Source organism: Caldimonas hydrothermalis (genome assembly GCF_056746695.1).
On the sequence record NZ_JBWQXA010000004.1, the window covers coordinates 153387 to 171460 of the forward strand.

Sequence of the window (18074 nt, forward strand, 5' to 3'; positions counted from 1 at the left end):
CTCTTCCACCCCCGGGTTCATGACACCACGGCCGGCCCCGTCGCTCCGTCGACGCCACAGTCCCACAACACGGCCAGGTCGTCGGCCTGGGCCACGCCCTCGGCATAGACCCGCAGGCCCAGTCCATGCGCCAGCATCACCGTGCTGCGCACGAACCGCACCTGCTCCGGCTGCACGGCCATGCCGCGCGTGAAGCGGGCATCGATCTTGATGAAATCCAGCCCCATCTCGTAGAGACGGTCGATGCGAGCCAGGTGCTCGCCGGCATGCTCCAGCCCCAGCCGAACCCCCGTGCCCTTGAGCTGCTGTGCCAAGTCGCGCACCAGGTCCGGATACTGCCAGGCCGCTCCCTCGGGCAGGTCCAGCCACAGCGACCGCGTTGCGGCCCCTGCCGCAACGAGCCGCTCGCGCAACCGGGCAGCAAAGCCCGCTCCATGCAGCGAGGCTGCAGCCAGATTGACGCCCCGCGGCAACCCATCGGATACGATCTCGCGCAGCGCCTCGCCCACTGCGCACAAGTCCACCGCCTGCGTGCCCTGCGTGCGCAGCGCCAGCGGCAGCCAGACCGCCGCCGGCTCGAACGGACCGCCCTCCACGAGCTGTAGCCGCAACGGGCATTCCAGGTGCACGAGCGTGCCCCGGGCATCACACAGCGCAAAGCGGCCCAGTCGCACACGCCCAAGGGCCAGGGCCTCATCCAGCGCGCGCTTCCAGGCGCCCTCCCCGCCCGAAGGGGTGGCTGGCGCCGCTTGCACCTGCACGTGCCACCCGAAGGGCCCCTGAGCCTCGGCGTGCGCGAGCCCTTCGTCCGCACGGGCCAGCACCTCCGAGGGCTTCTCCCCCCGCCGCCATCCCGTGGCGGCCAGCGCCACCCCGGCCGCAGCCCCCGCCTCGACGCACACCGTGCGCAGGGCCTGGCTCCAAGCCTGCATCTCCTCGCTGCGCACCTGCCGGTTCGGCAACACGAGCGCGAAGTCCGATCCATTCAGGCGTCCGGCGCCCGCGTCCTCCACCCCCTCGCCCCATGCCTGCACGGCCTGCGCCAGCGCCACGATCAGCCGATCGGTCTCCCGCCGTCCCAGGCGGGCGTTGAGCCCGGCCAGATCGAGCAGCCGCACCAGCACCAGCGCCCCCTGGGGCGCAGCGTCGTCACGCTCCAGGGCGAGCTCGAAGGCCGTGAGGAAATGCTGGCGCTGCCACAGCCCCGTCAGCGCATCACAGCTGGCCTGGCGCCGCAAGGCGTCCACCTGCCGGGCCTGCTCCTCGAACGCCTGCCGTACCCGTTGGACCATCGCGTTCATCGCCCGCGTCAGGCGCCGCAATTCGGGCACCCTGGGTTCTTCCACGGTCAGATACCGGCCATCGACCAGGGCCTGGGCCTGCCGCACCGTCGAACCCAGCGGACGCCGGATGCCCCCCACCATCACGTGCCCGGCCAGGCCGGCCAGCACCCCCACCACCGCCAGCCACACCCCGGCCTGCACCGTCGCACGCCACAAATCGCGGTAGGCATAAGCCGCATGGCTGACCACACGCACCGTGCCGATCGCGCGCCATCCGTCCGACACCTGGGCCGTCCCCGGTTCGGAGTCCAGGGGCACCATCCGCACGAACCATGACGGCGCCTGCACCGCCACCTCGCGCATGTGCCGCTCCACCACCCGCCCATCCACCCCGCGCAGGCTCACCTCCTGGTAGTGCCCCGTGTCGAACTGTGCGGCCACCAGCAACTCCATCAGCTCCCAGTCCCCGCCCTGCTGTGACAACGACAAGGCCAGCGCTGCAGCGTTGTCGCTGTTTTTTACGCTCAACTGCGTCTGCACGTAGTGGCGTGCCGAAACGATCGTCACGGCGAAACTGCCGGCAAACGCCAGCACCACGGTGGCCACCACCACCAGCCACACCTGTCGGATCAGCGACATGCGCGTCCTCCCCCCGTTGCATCCTTCATGGCAGAAAACCCTCCTGGGCGGCCTTGAGCAGCACCTCGCGCCAGCGCGACAGGCGAGCCACAGGATCGCCGGCCGACACCGGTCCCACCCCCTGCCACAGGCCTTCGGTGTTGAAACTGAACACCGGCGTGAGATCCGGGCGGCGCGAGGCCGGCCGGATCTCGTCGATCAGGTTGTCCAGGATCAGCGGCTCGGCCTGAGGTTGCGCATAGTAGGCCAGGACCATGTGCGCCTGACTTACTCCCGAGGCCCCCCCGATGCGTGCTCGCACATACACCAGTCGCATGCGCTCGGCAGGGACACCGGCGGCCAGCAGCGTGAAGTACTTGGCGATCGCGAAGTCTTCGCAGTCGCCCGCCCCCTTGGCCAGGGTTTCGAGCGGGCTGGCCCAGTGATCCCCTGCCGCCCAGACCTCGCGGTCATCCCGGAAGCTCACACGACGATTGAAGAAGCGGTTGACCTCTCCCAGCGCCTGATCGGTATCGCGCAGATCCAGCAGACCCATCATCGACAGCAAGGCTGCGGCCCCTTGCTCGGCCTGAGGTCCCAGCGCCCTGGCCGAGCGTTGCAGACGCTGCGCATCGGGTGCCGACAAAGCCCAGGCCATCAGACCGGCAGCCAGCAGACCGGCCATGCTCCGCCATGCGGCCCACCCTCCTCGGGCGTGCCGTCCAGGGGTGCAGGACTTGAGAACACTGGCAGACATGGAGCCGCAAGCCTATCGTGTTCCGGCCCCGCCCAGCCGGGGAGGAGCCCCTCAGCAGCCCCTCTATTTCCCCGGGACTGGCCAGGCCCGCCCCCCGGTGGCCGAGAGACCACACGCCGGTCGAAAATTTTCGTGACGGATTCCACGAACCCCCCTCAAGCAAGGGGGGTGCATCATTTTCATGATCGATAGACTGCCCCGGCCCTCCACTGTCGAAGTCCCATGACACGCACACCGCTTCGTTTCGCCATGGCCTGGCTCCTGGCTTGTACCGGGGTCCAGGCCCAATCCCCTGGCCCGCTGCCCGCCCCGCTGCAGGACGTGGCGCGCCAGGCCGTGCAGAGCAACCCCGAGGTCGCCGCACGCCTGAACGCCTACCGTGCCGCAGGCCATGAGAGCGATGCCGCCCGCGCCGCTTATCGCCCGCGGCTTGACCTGAACGCCAATGCCGGCCGTGAGCGGGACCGTTTCGACAACCGCACCCCGGCCACCGACACGCTCGACCGCACCGGTGTCAGTCTGTCGCTCACCCAGGTGCTCTGGGATGGCCTGGCCGGTCACCACGACCGACGCCGCGCCGACCACAGCCGGCTGGTGCGCTACTTCGAACTGGTCGACACCACCGAGCAGATCGCCCTGGAGGCCCTGCGCGCCTACTACGACGTGGCCCGCTACCGCGAGCTGGTCCGCCTGGCCGAGGACAACTACGTCCAGCACAAGGCCTTTTTCGACCAGATCCAGTCCCGCTTCAAGGCCGGTGTGAGCCGCGGCGTGGATCTCGAACAAGCCGCCGCCCGCCTGGCCCTGGCCGAGTCCAACCTCAACACCGAGGTGGCCAACCTGCACGATGTCACTGCACGCTACCTGCGCATCGTCGGTGCGCCGCCCCGACAGGCGGGGCCGGCCGTCACGCTCGACCAGATCCCCCTGCCCGACAGCGCTCAGGACGTGCTGACGGCGGCGCTCGGTCGCAGCGCCGCCATCTCCGCCGCCGTCGAGAGCCTGCGTGCCGCCCGCGCCCAAGCCTCGGTGCGCGAGGCCGCCTACCAACCCCGTGTCGAGGCCCGGGTGCGCACCGGTGCCGGCCACAACTACGAAGGCCTGGCCGGCCAGAAGCGCGACACCATCGGCGAGATCGTCCTGAACTGGAACCTCTACAACGGCGGTGCGGACCACGCCCGGGTGCAACAGGCCGCACGCCTGATGGACCAGGCGGCCGACCAGCGCGACGCCGTGTGCCGCGGGGTCTGGCAAACGGCCAGCATCGCCCACAACGACACCCGCAAGCTCGTCGAGCAGCTCCAGTACCTCGATGCCAACCAGATCGCCATCGAGAAAGCCCGCGATGCCTATCGGCGCCAGTTCGACATCGGCCAGCGCAGCCTGCTGGATCTGCTCAATGCCGAGAACGAGCTTTACACCGCGCGGCGGGCCTACGCCAACGCCCGCCACGATCTCGACGTGGCGCGGCTGCGCACCCGTGCCGCGATGGGCGAACTCCTGCCCGCGCTGGGCCTGAGCCGGCCGCTGGACGAGGCTGCACCCGATGCCGGCTGGAGCGCCGCAGACGACGGGGCACAGCGCTGCCCCATCGTCACCCCTGCCGTCGAAGTCACCCCTCGCTCGGAACTCGACGAGCGTGCCCGCAAACTGATGAGCAGCAGCGCCGCCCCGGTCCCGCAGCCCCCCGTGGCCGCACCGGCCCCGCCAGCGGCCGCCCCGTCAAGCACCGCACCGCAGCCCGAAGGCGACAAAATCTCCAACGTGCTGCGCCAGCTCGATGGCTGGGCGGCGGCCTGGCGCGCGAAGGACCTGCCACGCTACATGGGCTTTTACTCACCGCGCTTCCAGCCCACGACGATGAGCTACGACCAATGGGTCGCCCAGCGCCGCCAGCGCGTGACCAAACCCGGGCCCATCGGACTCGTGCTCGGGCCGGTACGCACCCGCGCCCTGACGCCCGACACCATCGAAACCGCCTTCGAGCAGACCTACACCTCGCTGGACTACAGCGACAAGATGCACAAGGTGCTGACCTGGCGTCAAGAAGACAGCTCGCAGTGGCTGATCCACCGCGAGACGAACCGCTGAGGCTTGGCGCGCTCGGCCGCCCGAAACCGGGCCGTCGCCCCTTCCATCTCACACCGGCGATGAGCGCAAACCATACACCTTGCCGTCCAGGAAGAGGTATTCCGCCCGCACGAGCGGCGGGCCCTGCTCGCCCTTGAAGCCAAACCCCACCACCTCCACAAAGCCCCCCACGGCAGGTGGCGTCAACTGCCACTGATTCAGACGGAACAGCGGGGCCAGTTCGATCTCCCAGCGCGTGTCGCGCCGCGTTGGCACCACGGCCCGGGCCAGCAGGCCGGCGCCGTCGACCGCAGCACTCTGGCGCGGCAGTTCGCGCCGTGCCAGATCCTGCGGCACGGTCAAGCCCTCGGGCCGCTCCAGCACCAATTCGGCATGCGGATTGCGCCAGCGCACCTCCACCATCCGGCCTGCCAGATACAGCGGCCGGTCCTGATCGAAGCTGCTCCAGCCGTGGTGCGCCTGCACGGTACGCCCCCACAGACCCCCGGCCAGCATGGCTCCTGCGCCCAGGACATCTCGTCGTTTCATGCGCTCGCTCCTTTCGTCACCAGTAGGCGATCCAGCGTCCACAGGCCACCACCAGCAGCCAGATCAGCGTCGACACCCCCATTGACACCTTGGCCGCCGCGTCCAGCCGTTCGAGCGAACGCCGGGTGTGGAACCAGGCGGCATTCAGGCCGGCCAGCACCAGCAGCAGCATCTTGACTAGGAAGGCCCGGTTGCCCAGGAGTTCCGACGCCTGAGTGCCGAACATCAGCAGGCCGGAGCCGGCCGCCAGCGCGAACCCGCTCAGCGCCAGGCCAAGGCTCAACCGCGCCAGAGCCGGTACCGGCAAGGCACGAGCACCCCCCCACACCCGCACTTCCAGAGCCAACAGATTGCCCAGCAGCAAGGCGATGCCCACGATGTGCACCACTTCGAGCATGGGATAAGCCCAGGGATGGGCCGCCAGCGCCGCGAACATACTCAGCGGACCCGGCCGCACTGCGCGCGCGGGCGGTCGTCGTTTCCTTCCTTCATGGACGACGACTTTAGCCAAGCCGCGAGGCCAGCCGCACGCCCAAAGCAAAAAGCCCGGTGCCTTGTGGACACCGGGCCGTTGCGTTCAATGGTCGGGGTGGCGGGATTCGAACTCGCGACCCCTTGCACCCCATGCAAGTGCGCTACCAGGCTGCGCTACACCCCGACGAAGCCTTGTATTATAGACAGAAAATTCACTCTTGTGCCAGAAGCGCACGAATCGATCGCAACTCCTCGCGCAGCTGCTGCAAGCTGTAGGGCGAGCCGGCACCGAGGGTCGGCTGTGGGGCGGACGCCGGCGACACCGTAGCCTGGGCTGACGCGTCTGGCATCACCGCGTCCATCGCTGATGCTGCTGCCGGTGGCGGCCCGGCACGGCTGTCCAACCCCTCGGGCACAGTGGTGGCCGCCGGGGCGCGGCCAGGCAGTCCCATCTCTGCGAGCCGGTTGCGCGCCCCGCTGATCGTGAAGCCGTGTTCGTAGAGCAGTTCGCGGATGCGGCGAATGAGCAGCACCTCGTGGTGCTGGTAATAGCGCCGGTTGCCGCGCCGCTTCATCGGCTTGAGCTGCGTGAACTCCTGCTCCCAGTAACGCAGCACATAGGGTTTGACGCCACACAGCTCGCTGACCTCACCAATGGTGAAGTAGCGTTTGGCAGGAATGGCTGGGAGCGCCTTCTCCATTGAAAATCAATGAGATCGCAGGGGAAAGCTCAGACTTTACTCGAAGTCCTCTCCTGATGGGGGCTCGCCTTGCACGAGGCCCTTGAGCTTGTGACTGGCGTGGAATGTGACCACATTGCGCGCCTTGATCGGGATGGACTCGCCAGTGCGCGGGTTGCGTCCGGGCCGCGGCGCCTTGCGCCGGATCTGGAAGTTGCCAAAACCCGAGAGCTTCACATCCTCGCCACGGCTCAGGCTGGCATGGATGATCTCGAAGAAGGCCTCCACCATGTCCTTGGACTCGCGCTTGTTCAGCCCCAGGCGTTCGAACAGCAGGTCGGCCAGTTCGGCCTTGGTCAAGGTCGGCGTCTCGATCACCGGCAGGATCACTCGGTCCATCACATCCTCCATCCTTCCAACGTTGCGTGGGGGGCGGCCCGGACCTGGGCCTGCCCGGCACCAAGCGGCCTGGGCTCAGGCCCGCAGCCTCGCGCCCAGGCGCTGCGCCAGGGTGTCGACCACCGCCCGCACGGCGGCATCGATGCGCTCGTCCGTCAGGCCGCCGCGCTCGTCCAACAGTTCCAACCGCAGGGCCAGACTGCGCTCCCCCTCCCCGATCTCCGGCGTGGGGTTCTTGGGCCGGTAAACATCGAACAGCACGGCCTGGCGCACCAGCCCGTCGGCCGGTGCCTCGGCCACGGCCTGCATCAATGCATCGTGCGTCACCCCTTCGCGCACGATGACCGCGATGTCGCGCAGCACCGGCTGATGACGCGCAATCGGCCGGTAAGCCGGCAGCGCGCGCTGCAACAAGACCTCGGCCTCCAGCTCGAAGACCACCGGCGCGAGTGGCAGCTCATAGCGCTGGCGCCAGCGCGGATGCAACTCCCCCACATGGCCGACGCACCGGCCATCGACCAGCACACGCGCACAGCGCCCCGGATGCAGGGCCGGGTGCTCCCCGGGTTCGAAGCGGGCCTGGCGAGGCGCCAGCAGGGTCTCCACATCGCCCTTGACGTCGAAGAAATCGACCACGCGCTCCTCGTGCCCCCACTGCAGCTCGTCCACCGGGCCGTAGGCCAGGCCACTGACGAACAGCGGCTGACGCAGACCGGCCACCGTGGTGTCCGATTCGGCCACCGAAGCATCACGCAGGAACACCTTTCCGGCCTCGAACACGCGCACCCTCGGCGCCTTGCGCGCCAGATTGAAACGCAGCACCTGCACCAGGCTGCCGATCAGGCTGGAGCGCATCACGCTCAAGGGCGCAGCGATGGGGTTGAGCAATTCGATGGGATGCTCATTGCCGGCAAAGTCGCGTTCCCACTGCGGTTCGACGAAGCTGAAATTCAGCGTCTCCTGGTAGTCCAGCGCGGCCAGGGCGTGGCGCACCGCATGCAGGCTGCGGCGGGCCTCCGAACGCACCTTCGCCACCGTGGGGGCCAGGGGCGGCGTGTCGGGCAGCCGGTCGTAGCCCAACACGCGAATCACCTCCTCGATGAGGTCTTCCTCGATCTGCAGGTCGAAGCGCCAACTGGGGGGCTGCACAGTGAGGCGCCCCGGTTCCTGTGTGACCTGCAGTCCAAGGCGCTCGAACACGCCGGCACAGTCCTCCTGTGTGACCGGCATGCCAATCACCTTGCAGGCCCGCTCCACACGCAGCGTCACGGGGGCCCGCTCGGGCAGACGCAGCACATGGTCGTCCATCGGGCCAGCCTCACCACCGCAGATGTCCAGCACGAGCTGCGAGATGCGCTCGATGTGCTCCACCGTCAGTGCCGGATCCACGCCACGCTCGAAGCGATGCCCGGCATCGGTCGAGAAGTTGTAGCGGCGCGAACGGCCCGCGACGGCCTTGGGCCACCAGAAAGCCGCCTCGACATAGATGTTGCGCGTCTGGTCGGAGGTGGACGTGCGCTCGCCCCCCATGATGCCGGCCAGCGATTCGACCGCCAGCTCATCCGCGATCACGCCGACTTGGGCGTCCACCTCGATGGTGTCGCCATTGAGCAGTTCCAGTCGCTCGCCCGGGCGACCCCAGCGCACCGTCAGTCCGCCGTGGATCTTGTCGAGATCGAAGATGTGCGAGGGCCGGCCGTACTCGAACATCACGTAGTTAGAGATGTCCACCAAGGCGTTGACCGAACGCTGGCCGCAACGCGCCAAGCGCTCGACCATCCAGGCCGGCGTGGCCGCACGCGGGTTCACGTTGCGGATGATGCGGCCCGAAAAGCGACCGCACAGGTCCGGTGCCTCGATGTGTACCGGCAGCCTGTCCGAGTGGCTCACTTTCACGGGCGGGAAGACCGGTTGCTTCAACGGCGCGCCCGTCAGCGCCGACACCTCGCGCGCGATGCCGTAGACGCTCAGGCAATGCGCCAGGTTCGGCGTGAGCTTGAGCGTGAACAGCGTGTCATCCAGCGCGAGGACGTCCCGCAGGTTGCGCCCCACCGGCGCATCCTCGTCCAGCACCAGCAACCCTTCGTGATCGTCGGAGAGCTTGAGCTCGCGTGCCGAGCACAGCATGCCCTGGCTCTCCACGCCGCGCAACTTGCCGAGCTTGATGCGCAAGGGCTCGCCACCGTCGTGCGGCGGCGGCAGCTCGGCGCCCACGAGGGCACAGGGCACCTTCAGCCCCGCGCGCACGTTCGGCGCACCACACACGATCTGTAGCATCTGCCCCGTGCCGGCATCGACGCGGCAGACGTTCAGCCGATCGGCATTGGGATGGCGCTCCACCTCCAGCACCCGGGCCACCACCACCGAGGAGAACGGCGGGGCCACGGGGCGCAGATCCTCCACCTCCAGGCCGGCCATCGTCAGCAGTTCGGCCAGGGCCTCGGTGCTCAGCGGCGGGTTGCAGAACTCGCGCAACCAGGACTCGGGAAATTGCACGTCGTCTTCCTTGCAGACAGAGTCGAACGATGGACGGGTCAGCGGAACTGCGACAAGAAACGCAGGTCGCCGTCGAAAAACAGGCGCAGGTCGTTCACGCCGTAGCGCAGCATGGCCAGGCGGTCGATGCCCGAGCCGAAGGCAAAGCCGATGTAGCGCTCAGGGTCCAGGCCCATGTTGCGGATCACCTGCGGATGCACCTGGCCCGAGCCGGACACCTCCAGCCAACGGCCCTCCAAGGGCCCGCTGCCGAACATCATGTCGATCTCGGCGCTCGGCTCGGTGAATGGGAAGTAGCTGGGCCGGAAGCGGATGCGCATGTCCGTGGTCTCGAAGAACTCCTGCAGGAAGTTGACGTAGACCGACTTCAGGTCCTTGAAGCTCACGTTCTCGCCCACCCACAGGCCCTCGACCTGATGGAACATTGGCGAATGGGTCGCATCGCTGTCGACCCGGTAGGTCCGCCCCGGAGCGATCACGCGAATGTCCGGGATCGGACGGCCCGCATCGAGCAGCGCCTGGTGGCGCTTGACATGCTGCACCGCATGCCGGATCTGCATCGGGCTCGTGTGGGTGCGCAGCAAGTGGCCGCCCTCCACGTAGAAGGTGTCGTGCATCGAACGGGCCGGATGGTCCTGCGGCGTGTTCAGCGCCGTGAAATTGAACCAGTCCGACTCGATCTCCGGCCCGTCGGCCACGTCGAATCCCATCGAACCGAAGATCGCCTCGATGCGCTCCATGGCCCGGGTCACGGGATGCAGGCCAGCCGGACCACGGCGGCGCCCCGGCAGGCTCACGTCCAGAGCCTCGGTGCGCAACTGGCGTTCCAGCTCAGCATCGGCCAGGGTCTGCCGGCGGGCGTTGAGCAGGGCCTCGACCCGCTGCTTGACCTCATTGATGGCCGCTCCGCGCGTCTTCTTCTCCTCGGGCGGCAGTGCGGCCAAGCCCCTGAGCAGCTCCGTCAGACGGCCGGACTTGCCCAGGTAGCGGGCCTTGGCGTTCTCCAGGTCGGCCGGGGTCGGGGCGGCGTCGAAGTCCGCACGGGCGCTGTGGACCAGTTGTTCGAGCTCGTTCATGCGTGGATGGCGTCAGGTTCCGGTGCCGGGCTCGCCAGGCAAGCCCTGCGGCAATAAAAAAAGGCCGAACCCGGTGTCGGCCTTTCCGGCTGCCCGGCCTCCAGGCCGGGGAGCTGCAATGTCGGGCCCGCACCCTTGCGGACCCATCACGGCAATCAAGCAGCGAGTTGAGCCTTCACCTTGTCGACGATGCTGCCAAAAGCCGCCGGATCGTGCACGGCCAGATCGGCCAGCACCTTGCGGTCGATTTCGATCGCCGCCTTCTTGATGCCGTTCATGAACTTGCTGTAAGTCAGACCGCGCTCACGCACCGCCGCGTTGATGCGGGCGATCCAGAGCTGGCGGAATTCGCGCTTCTTGGCGCGACGGTCACGGTAGGCATACTGCCCGGCCTTCATCACCGCCTGTTTGGCGATGCGGAAGACGTTCTTGCGACGCCCCCGGAAGCCCTTGGCCAGGGCCAGGACCTTCTTGTGACGAGCGCGCGCGGTGACACCACGTTTGACGCGAGGCATGTGCTTTCTCCTTCAACCCGAGCGTTTACAGACCAGCAAAGGGCATCATCTGAGCGATGTGACCCATGTTGGTGTCGTGCACGTTGACCGCGCCGCGCAGTTGGCGCTTGCGAGTGGTCGACTTCTTGGTGAGGATGTGGCGCTTGAACGCCTGACCGCGCTTGACGGTGCCACCCGGGCGAACGCGGAACCGTTTGGCCGCGCTCTTCTTGGTCTTCATCTTGGGCATGACTGCTCCTTCTTCGTTGTGCCCGCAAGGCGCCGCGAACCTTTCGCGGGCTTGTCGGCCCCGGGCCACTTGCCCCGGCGTGGCGACCCACCACCGCCGGGCTGCCGATCACCCGAGGGTGATCACTTTTTCTTCTTCGGCGCCAGGATCATGATCATCTGGCGCCCTTCCAGTTTGGGCATGTTCTCGACCACGCTCACATCGGCCAGGTCATCGCGCACGCGCTCGAGCAGCCGCATGCCGATCTCCTGGTGCGTGATCTCACGTCCGCGGAACCGCAGCGTCACCTTGCCCTTATCGCCATCTTCGAGGAAACGACGCAGATTGCGCAGCTTGATCTGGTAGTCGCCCTCGTCGGTGCCGGGGCGGAACTTCACCTCTTTGATATCGATGACGTGCTGCTTCTGCTTCGCCTCGTGCGCCTTTTTCTGCTCCTGGTACTTGAACTTGCCGTAATCCATCAGGCGGCACACCGGAGGGTTCGCCGTGGCCGCGATCTCGACCAGATCGACATCAGCCTCAGCGGCCATGCGCAAAGCCTCAGCGAGGCTCACGATGCCCAGCGGCTCGTTGTCAGGCCCGTTGAGCCGCACCTCGGGCGCGGTGATCTCACGGTTCAGGCGATGCTTGCGCTCCGCGTTCGGGATGCGACGGTCAAGAAAAGTAGCGATGGTTCAAATCCCCAGGGGCCAGACCCCAATAACAATCACACACGCACCCTGCGGCCACGGGGGTGGAGCCCCACCCCGCGTCACAGCTTCTGGGCAATGTCGCTCGCGATCTTCTGAATGAAGGTATCGAGGGCCATCACACCGAGATCCTGGTTGCCTCGGGCGCGCACCGCGACGGCTCCGGACGCCTTTTCCTTGTCACCCACGACAAGGATGTACGGAACCTTCTGCAAGGAATGCTCGCGGATTTTATACGTGATCTTTTCGTTACGCAAATCGGTCGCGATCCTAAGTCCTTGTTTTTGCAGCATTTTGGCCACTTCCCGGACATAGTCGGCTTGGGCGTCGGTGATGTTGGCCACCACCACCTGCACCGGCGCCAGCCACACCGGCAGTGCCCCGGCATGCTGCTCGATCAGGATGCCAATGAAGCGCTCCAGGCTGCCCACGATGGCCCGGTGCAGCATCACGGGTGTGCGACGCGAGCCGTCCTCGGCCACATACTCGGCCTCCAGGCGCTGGGGCATCGAGAAATCCACCTGTATCGTGCCGCACTGCCACTGGCGCCCCAGGGCGTCCTTGAGCGTGTATTCGATCTTCGGCCCGTAGAACGCCCCGTCGCCCGGAGCAATCTCGAACTCGCAGCCGGCCCTGCGCAGGCTTTCCATCAGGGCATGCTCGGCTTTGTCCCAGGACTCGTCCGAGCCGATGCGCGCCTCGGGCCGTGTGGCCACCTTGTAGATGATCTGCTCGAAGCCGAAGTCTTTGTAGACCTTTTGCAGCAGGGCCGTGTAGGCCACGCATTCGTCGAGGATCTGGTCCTCGGTGCAGAAGATGTGGCCGTCATCCTGCGTGAAGCCGCGCACCCGCATGATGCCGTGCAGACCGCCTGTGGGCTCGTTGCGGTGGCACTGGCCGAACTCGCCATAGCGCAGCGGCAGGTCGCGGTAGCTCTTGATGCCCTGCTTGAAGATCAGCAGGTGGCCCGGGCAGTTCATGGGCTTGAGCGCGTAGTCGCGCTTTTCGCTTTCGGTCGTGAACATGTTGTCCCGGTACTTGTCCCAGTGGCCGGTCTTCTCCCACAGCGTCCTGTCCAGGATCTGCGGGCCCTTGACCTCCTGGTAGCCGTTGTCGCGGTACACGGCACGCATGTACTGCTCCACCTGCTGCCACAAGGCCCAGCCCTTGGGATGCCAGAACACCAGGCCTGGTGCATGGTCGTCCAGGTGGAACAGGTCGAGTTCACGACCGAGTCGGCGGTGGTCGCGCTTCTCAGCCTCCTCGAGCATGCGCAGGTACTGCTCGAGTTCTTCCTTCGTGGCCCAGGCCGTGCCGTAGATGCGCTGCAACTGCTCGTTGCGGTGGTCGCCCCGCCAGTAGGCGCCCGCCACCTTCATCAGCTTGAAGTGCTTGAGCTTGCCCGTACTGGGCACGTGCGGGCCGCGGCACAGGTCGGTGAAACGGCCTTCGCTGTAGAGCGACACTTCCTCGCCGGCCGGGATGCTCGCGATGATCTCGGCCTTGTAGTGCTCGCCCAGGCTTTTGAAATAGGCCACCGCCTCGTCGCGCGGCACGACCTTGCGCTCCACCGGCTCATTCTTCCTGGCCAGCTCGGCCATCTTCTGCTCAATGGCGGCCAGGTCTTCCGGCGTGAAGGGGCGCTTGTAGGCGAAGTCGTAATAGAAGCCGTTCTCGATCGTCGGCCCGATGGTCACCTGGGCGTCAGGGAACAGCTCCTTCACGGCATAGGCCAGCAGATGTGCCGTGGAGTGGCGCAGGATGTCCAGGCCGTCGGCATCCTTGTCGGTGACGATGGACAGGGGCACGTCCTGACCGTCGATCACGAAACTGGTGTCGACCAGTCGGGCCTGCTCACCGCGCCCGACACGCCCGGCCAGCGCGGCCTTGGCCAGGCCGGGGCCGATCGATGCGGCCACTTCGGCCACCGAGACCGGTGCAGGGAACTCGCGGCGCGAACCGTCAGGGAGTTGAACGCTAACCATGGGATCTCCGGAAACGAAAAAGCGCGGGGGTCGCCGCGCTTTTCATCCAGGAAGAACAAAGACAAACGAAAGCCGCGGCCGACCGACTAGACCTCAAGGGTAAAAGGGGTCGAAGTTCGCGGTGTCATAACCCGTCGTGCCTTTCTCGCTCTTGCTGGTAAAAGATGGCCTCATTGTACTGCAAGACCCCAAAAAAACGCCCGCGGGCCGTGAAGCCTGCGGGCCAAGAGCATCCACCAGGATGCGGGAGCTTTTCCAGCCGCCGGCCTTGCAGACCGGCGATCGGCATGGGGGTTCACCCGTGCTTGTGGTCGAAGAACTGCTCGTCCTCGGTCGAGCCCTTGAGCGCGGCGGTGGACGCCTCGCGCTCGATAGTCGTGGTCACGGCGTCGAAGTAGCCGGTGCCCACCTCGCGCTGGTGCTTCACGGCAGTGAAACCCTTCTCGGCGGCGGCGAATTCCTTCTCCTGCAGCTCGACGAAGGCGCTCATCTGGTTGCGGGCATAGCCGTAGGCCAGCTCGAACATCGAGTAGTTCAAGCTGTGGAAGCCGGCCAGCGTGATGAACTGGAACTTGTAGCCCATGGCGCCCAGCTCGCGCTGGAACTTGGCGATGGTGGCGTCGTCCAGGTTCTTCTTCCAGTTGAACGAAGGCGAGCAGTTGTACGCCAGCAGCTTGCCGGGGAACTGCTTGTGGATGGCCTCGGCGAACTTCTTGGCGTACACGAGGTCGGGCTTGCCGGTTTCACACCAGATCATGTCCGCATAGGGCGCGTAGGCCAGACCACGCGCCACCGCCTGATCCAGGCCGGGTTTGGTGCGGAAGAAGCCTTCGACCGTGCGCTCGCCGGTGCAGAAGGGCTTGTCGTTGTCGTCGATGTCGCTGGTGATGAGGTCGGCCGCCTCGGCGTCGGTGCGGGCGATCAGCACCGTGGGCGTGCCCATCACGTCAGCCGCCAGACGGGCAGCGACGAGCTTGGCCACGGCCTCGCGGGTGGGCACCAGCACCTTGCCGCCCATGTGGCCGCACTTCTTCACCGAGGCGAGCTGGTCCTCGAAGTGCACGCCGGCCGCGCCCGCCTCGATCATGGCCTTCATCAGCTCGAAGGCGTTGAGCACGCCACCGAAGCCGGCTTCGGCATCGGCCACGATAGGCGCAAAGAAGTCGATATCGTTCTTGCCCTCAGACCACTGGATCTGGTCGGCGCGCTGGAAGGTGTTGTTGATGCGGCGCACCACGGCCGGCACGGAGTTGGCCGGGTACAGCGACTGGTCGGGGTACATCTCGCCGGCCAGGTTGGCGTCACCGGCGACCTGCCAGCCCGACAGGTAGATGGCCTTCAGGCCGGCCTTGACCTGCTGCATCGCCTGGTTGCCCGTCAGCGCCCCCAGGGCGTTGACGAAGGGCTCGGTGTTGACCAGGTTCCACAGCTTCTCGGCGCCACGCTTGGCCAGCGTGTGCTCGATCTGGATCGAGCCGCGCAGACGCACCACGTCGGCGGCGCTGTAGCCGCGTTTGATCCCCTTCCAACGGGGGTTCTCGGCCCAGTCCTTCTCGAGGGCGGCGGCTTGTTGTTCGCGGGTCAAGTTGCTCATGAGAGGCTCCGTTCTGACAAAGAGACAAGGGGTTGCAATGGACTCAAGCATAGGGAGCCGTCGAAGTCTCGCCAAGACTTATGTCTTATATAAGACTGAAAAATTTTGTGAGTTAAATCAATGACTTGATGGCTTGATTTCTCAATACGAAATAGTAACTACCACAATGAAAAATTCTGGCGCGGTGCAGCAGAGCTTTATTTCACATCACAAAAACAGATTTCCGTCATGTGGAAGCTCAGGGGCGACCACCGGTCGCGCCTGCATCGCCCGCCGGTGTCGGTGCAACAGGCGCATGGCGCAGCCAGTCGGGCGGGCTCAGCACGCGGCGTCCCTGGACATAGCGCGGATGGATTTCATAGATCAGGCAATCCAGCATCCGCCCCGCCACCTCCACCGCCACACGACGCTTGACGTATTCGTCGCGCTGCTGGGGGTAGAGCTCCTCGATGCCGTCGAGCACACGCTCGAGCACGGGGTCGAGGGCATACACCTCCCCCACCACCGCCGGTCCCTGCGCGTCCAGGAGGAGCCCGGGATAGCTGCCCAGGCTGTACAGCCAACCGCGCACCGTTGCCGCGCCGACGAAGCGGCCGGGCGGGTCCAGGCGGGTGATGTCATTGGCCCCACCCCGACGCAGGGTGCCGTAAACGAAGACATGGTCCAGCCCGCTGGGCTGATACAGGGTGCTCATGGGGTTGTTCAAGCTCAGATCTCCAAGGCTGTGGTGTGCTTGACAGTGCGCAGCACCAGCATGGAATTCAATCGCACGACTCCGGGCAGTCGTGACAACACCGTTTCATGGAAGGACTCCAGATCCGCCGCATCGCGGTAGGTGAAACGGACCAGATAGTCATGGCTGCCGGCCACGTAGTAGCAGTCCAGAATGGCCGCCTCGGCCCGCACGGCATCCTCAAAGGCCTGCCGGGTCTGCGGCGTGATGCTCTCCAGATTGACGATGGTGAAGGACGTCCCCGGCTGCCCCACCGCCCGCGGATGGAGCAAGGCTACGTACCGGGCGATCACCCCCTCCTCCTCCAGGCGCCGCACGCGCCGCAGGCAGGCCGAGGGCGACAGGTGCACACGTTCGGCCAGATCCTGATTGGAGATGCGGCCATCGTCCTGCAGGATCCTCAGGATCTGCCGGTCGATGGCATCGAGTTGCACGGCGGCGTCGGGTCGTTGCATCGTCTGCGAATAATGTCCGTCCTGGCGGCATGATATTGCGCCAGCGGGCTCTCAGCCCTGTCGACTCGCATGCACATTGCGCGGCCGGCTCACTAGACTAGGGTCCCTGCCCTGGCCACCGAGGAGAACATCATGCGCCCTGAGCTCGACGCCTACTGGATGCCGTTCACGGCCAACCGTCAGTTCAAGAAGGCACCCCGGCTGCTGGCCCGTGCCGAAGGCATGCATTTCTGGACCCCGGAGGGTCGCCAGGTGCTCGATGGCGTGGCCGGGCTGTGGTGCGTCAACGCCGGCCATGCGCGACCCAAGATCGTGCAGGCGATCCAGCAGCAGGCCGGTGAACTCGATTACGCGCCCCCCTTCCAGATGGGCCATCCCAAAGCCTTCGAGCTGGCCGAACGGCTGGTGAAGCTCACGCCCCCCGGCCTGAACAAGGTGTTCTACACGAACTCGGGCTCGGAGTCGGTGGAGACGGCGCTGAAGATGGCGTTGGCCTACCACCGAGTGCGCGGCGAAGGCCAGCGCACGCGGCTGATAGGTCGCGAGCGGGGTTACCACGGCGTGAACTTCGGCGGCATCTCGGTGGGTGGCATGGTGGCCAACCGCAAGATGTTTGGCACCCTGCTGGCGGGGGTGGATCACATCCGCCACACGCATGACCCGGCGCGCAATGCCTTCTCGCGCGGCCAGCCGGCCTTTGGCGCCGAGTTTGCCGACGATCTCGAGCGCTTGGTGGCCCTGCATGACGCCTCGACGATCGCCGCCGTGATCGTCGAGCCGGTGGCCGGCTCCACCGGGGTGCTGATCCCGCCGCAGGGCTACCTGCAGCGCCTGCGCGAGATCTGCGACAAACACGGCATCTTGCTGATCTTCGACGAGGTCATCACTGGCTTCGGTCGCACCGGTCAGCCTTTTGCAGCGCAGACCTTCGGCGTGACGCCCGACCTGATGACGGTGGCCAAGGGCATCACCAACGGCTGCGTGCCGATGGGCGCGGTCTTCGTCAAGCAGGAGATCCACGACGCCTTCATGCAGGGGCCCGAACACCTGATCGAGTTCTTCCACGGCTACACCTACTCGGCCCACCCTCTGGCCTGCGCCGCCGCACTGGGGACACTGGACACCTACGCACAGGAGGGCCTGCTCACACGGGCGCGTGAGCTGGAGGCGTACTTCGCCGATGCCGTGCACACGCTGCGGGGGCTGCCGCATGTGATCGATGTGCGCAACATCGGGCTGGTGGGCGGCATCGAACTCGCCCCCCGACCCGAGGAACCGGCCAAGCGCGCGTTCGAGGTCTTTCTCGACTGCTGGGAACAAGGTGTCCTGATCCGCACCACCGGCGATACGATCGCGCTGTCGCCGCCCCTGATCATCGAGAAGGCACAGATCGACCGGATCGTCGAGACCGTGGCCGCGGCCATCCGGCGGGTGCGCTGACCCATGTGCCACGCTTGCCGCATGCGCGCCAC

General features: G+C 66.5%; 17 protein-coding genes and 1 tRNA gene. 2 read left to right on the top strand and 16 right to left on the bottom strand.

Going from position 1 to position 18074, the window contains the following annotated elements; genetic code table 11:
* Nucleotides 1-17: 17 nt before the first annotated feature.
* Both AC1ECW_RS07550 and AC1ECW_RS07555 read right to left on the bottom strand, forming a co-directional pair.
* Nucleotides 18-1922, bottom strand: coding sequence for a bifunctional diguanylate cyclase/phosphodiesterase (locus tag AC1ECW_RS07550; protein ID WP_481201547.1), 1905 nt, complete (start codon nucleotides 1920-1922; stop codon nucleotides 18-20).
* 25 nt (nucleotides 1923-1947) lie between these two features.
* A complete protein-coding gene (locus AC1ECW_RS07555) occupies nucleotides 1948-2586 on the bottom strand; it encodes a transglutaminase-like cysteine peptidase (RefSeq protein WP_409706617.1) in 639 nt (212 codons plus the stop codon).
* Nucleotides 2587-2880: 294 nt separating this feature from the next.
* Between AC1ECW_RS07555 and AC1ECW_RS07560 the strand changes: the two genes are divergently transcribed.
* Entirely contained in the window at nucleotides 2881-4749 is a 1869-nt protein-coding gene (locus AC1ECW_RS07560) for a TolC family outer membrane protein (RefSeq protein ID WP_409706620.1), read from the top strand.
* Between the two features lie 48 nt (nucleotides 4750-4797).
* Here AC1ECW_RS07560 and AC1ECW_RS07565 read toward each other — a convergent pair whose 3' ends face one another.
* The 14 genes from AC1ECW_RS07565 to AC1ECW_RS07630 form a co-directional block, all read right to left on the bottom strand.
* Nucleotides 4798-5277 (bottom strand): DUF6152 family protein, encoded by a 480-nt coding sequence (locus tag AC1ECW_RS07565; RefSeq protein ID WP_409706623.1) that lies wholly within the window; start codon nucleotides 5275-5277, stop codon nucleotides 4798-4800.
* Nucleotides 5278-5293: 16 nt separating this feature from the next.
* On the bottom strand, nucleotides 5294-5713 hold the full coding sequence (locus AC1ECW_RS07570; protein ID WP_409706626.1) for a hypothetical protein: 420 nt from the start codon (nucleotides 5711-5713) through the stop codon (nucleotides 5294-5296).
* A gap of 145 nt (nucleotides 5714-5858) precedes the next feature.
* A tRNA-Pro gene (locus AC1ECW_RS07575) sits at nucleotides 5859-5935 on the bottom strand.
* Between the two features lie 28 nt (nucleotides 5936-5963).
* Nucleotides 5964-6452, bottom strand: coding sequence for a MerR family transcriptional regulator (locus tag AC1ECW_RS07580; protein ID WP_409706628.1), 489 nt, complete (start codon nucleotides 6450-6452; stop codon nucleotides 5964-5966).
* Between the two features lie 36 nt (nucleotides 6453-6488).
* Nucleotides 6489-6830 (bottom strand): integration host factor subunit alpha, encoded by a 342-nt coding sequence (locus AC1ECW_RS07585; protein ID WP_409706631.1) that lies wholly within the window; start codon nucleotides 6828-6830, stop codon nucleotides 6489-6491.
* A gap of 75 nt (nucleotides 6831-6905) precedes the next feature.
* A complete protein-coding gene (gene pheT / locus AC1ECW_RS07590) occupies nucleotides 6906-9326 on the bottom strand; it encodes a phenylalanine--tRNA ligase subunit beta (RefSeq protein WP_481201548.1) in 2421 nt (806 codons plus the stop codon).
* Nucleotides 9327-9364: 38 nt separating this feature from the next.
* Nucleotides 9365-10402, bottom strand: a complete 1038-nt coding sequence (pheS, locus tag AC1ECW_RS07595) for a phenylalanine--tRNA ligase subunit alpha (protein ID WP_409706637.1) — start codon at nucleotides 10400-10402, stop codon at nucleotides 9365-9367.
* A 155-nt stretch (nucleotides 10403-10557) separates the two neighbouring features.
* Complete coding sequence (rplT, locus tag AC1ECW_RS07600) at nucleotides 10558-10917, bottom strand: 50S ribosomal protein L20 (protein ID WP_409660318.1); 360 nt, start codon at nucleotides 10915-10917, stop codon at nucleotides 10558-10560.
* Between the two features lie 25 nt (nucleotides 10918-10942).
* The gene (gene rpmI, locus AC1ECW_RS07605; RefSeq protein ID WP_047195226.1) at nucleotides 10943-11146 is read right to left on the bottom strand and encodes a 50S ribosomal protein L35; all 204 of its coding nucleotides are present in this window, start codon (nucleotides 11144-11146) and stop codon (nucleotides 10943-10945) included.
* A gap of 122 nt (nucleotides 11147-11268) precedes the next feature.
* On the bottom strand, nucleotides 11269-11817 hold the full coding sequence (infC, locus tag AC1ECW_RS07610; protein WP_409706643.1) for a translation initiation factor IF-3: 549 nt from the start codon (nucleotides 11815-11817) through the stop codon (nucleotides 11269-11271).
* An 80-nt stretch (nucleotides 11818-11897) separates the two neighbouring features.
* Nucleotides 11898-13820: a threonine--tRNA ligase gene (gene thrS / locus AC1ECW_RS07615; protein WP_481201549.1), complete on the bottom strand. Its 1923-nt coding sequence runs from the start codon at nucleotides 13818-13820 to the stop codon at nucleotides 11898-11900.
* 295 nt (nucleotides 13821-14115) lie between these two features.
* Nucleotides 14116-15405 (bottom strand): isocitrate lyase, encoded by a 1290-nt coding sequence (aceA, locus tag AC1ECW_RS07620; protein WP_409702387.1) that lies wholly within the window; start codon nucleotides 15403-15405, stop codon nucleotides 14116-14118.
* 247 nt (nucleotides 15406-15652) lie between these two features.
* Nucleotides 15653-16108 (bottom strand): gamma-glutamylcyclotransferase family protein, encoded by a 456-nt coding sequence (locus AC1ECW_RS07625; protein WP_409702379.1) that lies wholly within the window; start codon nucleotides 16106-16108, stop codon nucleotides 15653-15655.
* Nucleotides 16109-16122: 14 nt separating this feature from the next.
* Nucleotides 16123-16602: an Lrp/AsnC family transcriptional regulator gene (locus AC1ECW_RS07630; RefSeq protein WP_409702377.1), complete on the bottom strand. Its 480-nt coding sequence runs from the start codon at nucleotides 16600-16602 to the stop codon at nucleotides 16123-16125.
* Nucleotides 16603-16734: 132 nt separating this feature from the next.
* Between AC1ECW_RS07630 and aptA the strand changes: the two genes are divergently transcribed.
* The gene (gene aptA / locus AC1ECW_RS07635; protein WP_481201550.1) at nucleotides 16735-18042 is read left to right on the top strand and encodes an omega-aminotransferase AptA; all 1308 of its coding nucleotides are present in this window, start codon (nucleotides 16735-16737) and stop codon (nucleotides 18040-18042) included.
* Nucleotides 18043-18074: the final 32 nt, after the last annotated feature.

Bases quoted from the DNA above. Each gene is read 5' to 3' on its own strand.
- AC1ECW_RS07555 (WP_409706617.1), bottom strand. From the start codon at position 2,586: ATGGCCGGTCTGCTGGCTGCCGGTCTGATGGCCTGGGCTTTGTCGGCA.
- thrS (WP_481201549.1), bottom strand. From the start codon at position 13,820: ATGGTTAGCGTTCAACTCCCTGACGGTTCGCGCCGCGAGTTCCCTGCA.
- rpmI (WP_047195226.1), bottom strand. From the start codon at position 11,146: ATGCCCAAGATGAAGACCAAGAAGAGCGCGGCCAAACGGTTCCGCGTT.
- aptA (WP_481201550.1), top strand. From the start codon at position 16,735: ATGCGCCCTGAGCTCGACGCCTACTGGATGCCGTTCACGGCCAACCGT.
- AC1ECW_RS07550 (WP_481201547.1), bottom strand. From the start codon at position 1,922: ATGTCGCTGATCCGACAGGTGTGGCTGGTGGTGGTGGCCACCGTGGTG.
- rplT (WP_409660318.1), bottom strand. From the start codon at position 10,917: ATGCCTCGCGTCAAACGTGGTGTCACCGCGCGCGCTCGTCACAAGAAG.
- AC1ECW_RS07625 (WP_409702379.1), bottom strand. From the start codon at position 16,108: ATGAGCACCCTGTATCAGCCCAGCGGGCTGGACCATGTCTTCGTTTAC.
- AC1ECW_RS07565 (WP_409706623.1), bottom strand. From the start codon at position 5,277: ATGAAACGACGAGATGTCCTGGGCGCAGGAGCCATGCTGGCCGGGGGT.
- AC1ECW_RS07580 (WP_409706628.1), bottom strand. From the start codon at position 6,452: ATGGAGAAGGCGCTCCCAGCCATTCCTGCCAAACGCTACTTCACCATT.
- pheS (WP_409706637.1), bottom strand. From the start codon at position 10,402: ATGAACGAGCTCGAACAACTGGTCCACAGCGCCCGTGCGGACTTCGAC.
- AC1ECW_RS07560 (WP_409706620.1), top strand. From the start codon at position 2,881: ATGACACGCACACCGCTTCGTTTCGCCATGGCCTGGCTCCTGGCTTGT.
- AC1ECW_RS07585 (WP_409706631.1), bottom strand. From the start codon at position 6,830: ATGGACCGAGTGATCCTGCCGGTGATCGAGACGCCGACCTTGACCAAG.
- AC1ECW_RS07630 (WP_409702377.1), bottom strand. From the start codon at position 16,602: ATGCAACGACCCGACGCCGCCGTGCAACTCGATGCCATCGACCGGCAG.
- AC1ECW_RS07570 (WP_409706626.1), bottom strand. From the start codon at position 5,713: ATGTTCGCGGCGCTGGCGGCCCATCCCTGGGCTTATCCCATGCTCGAA.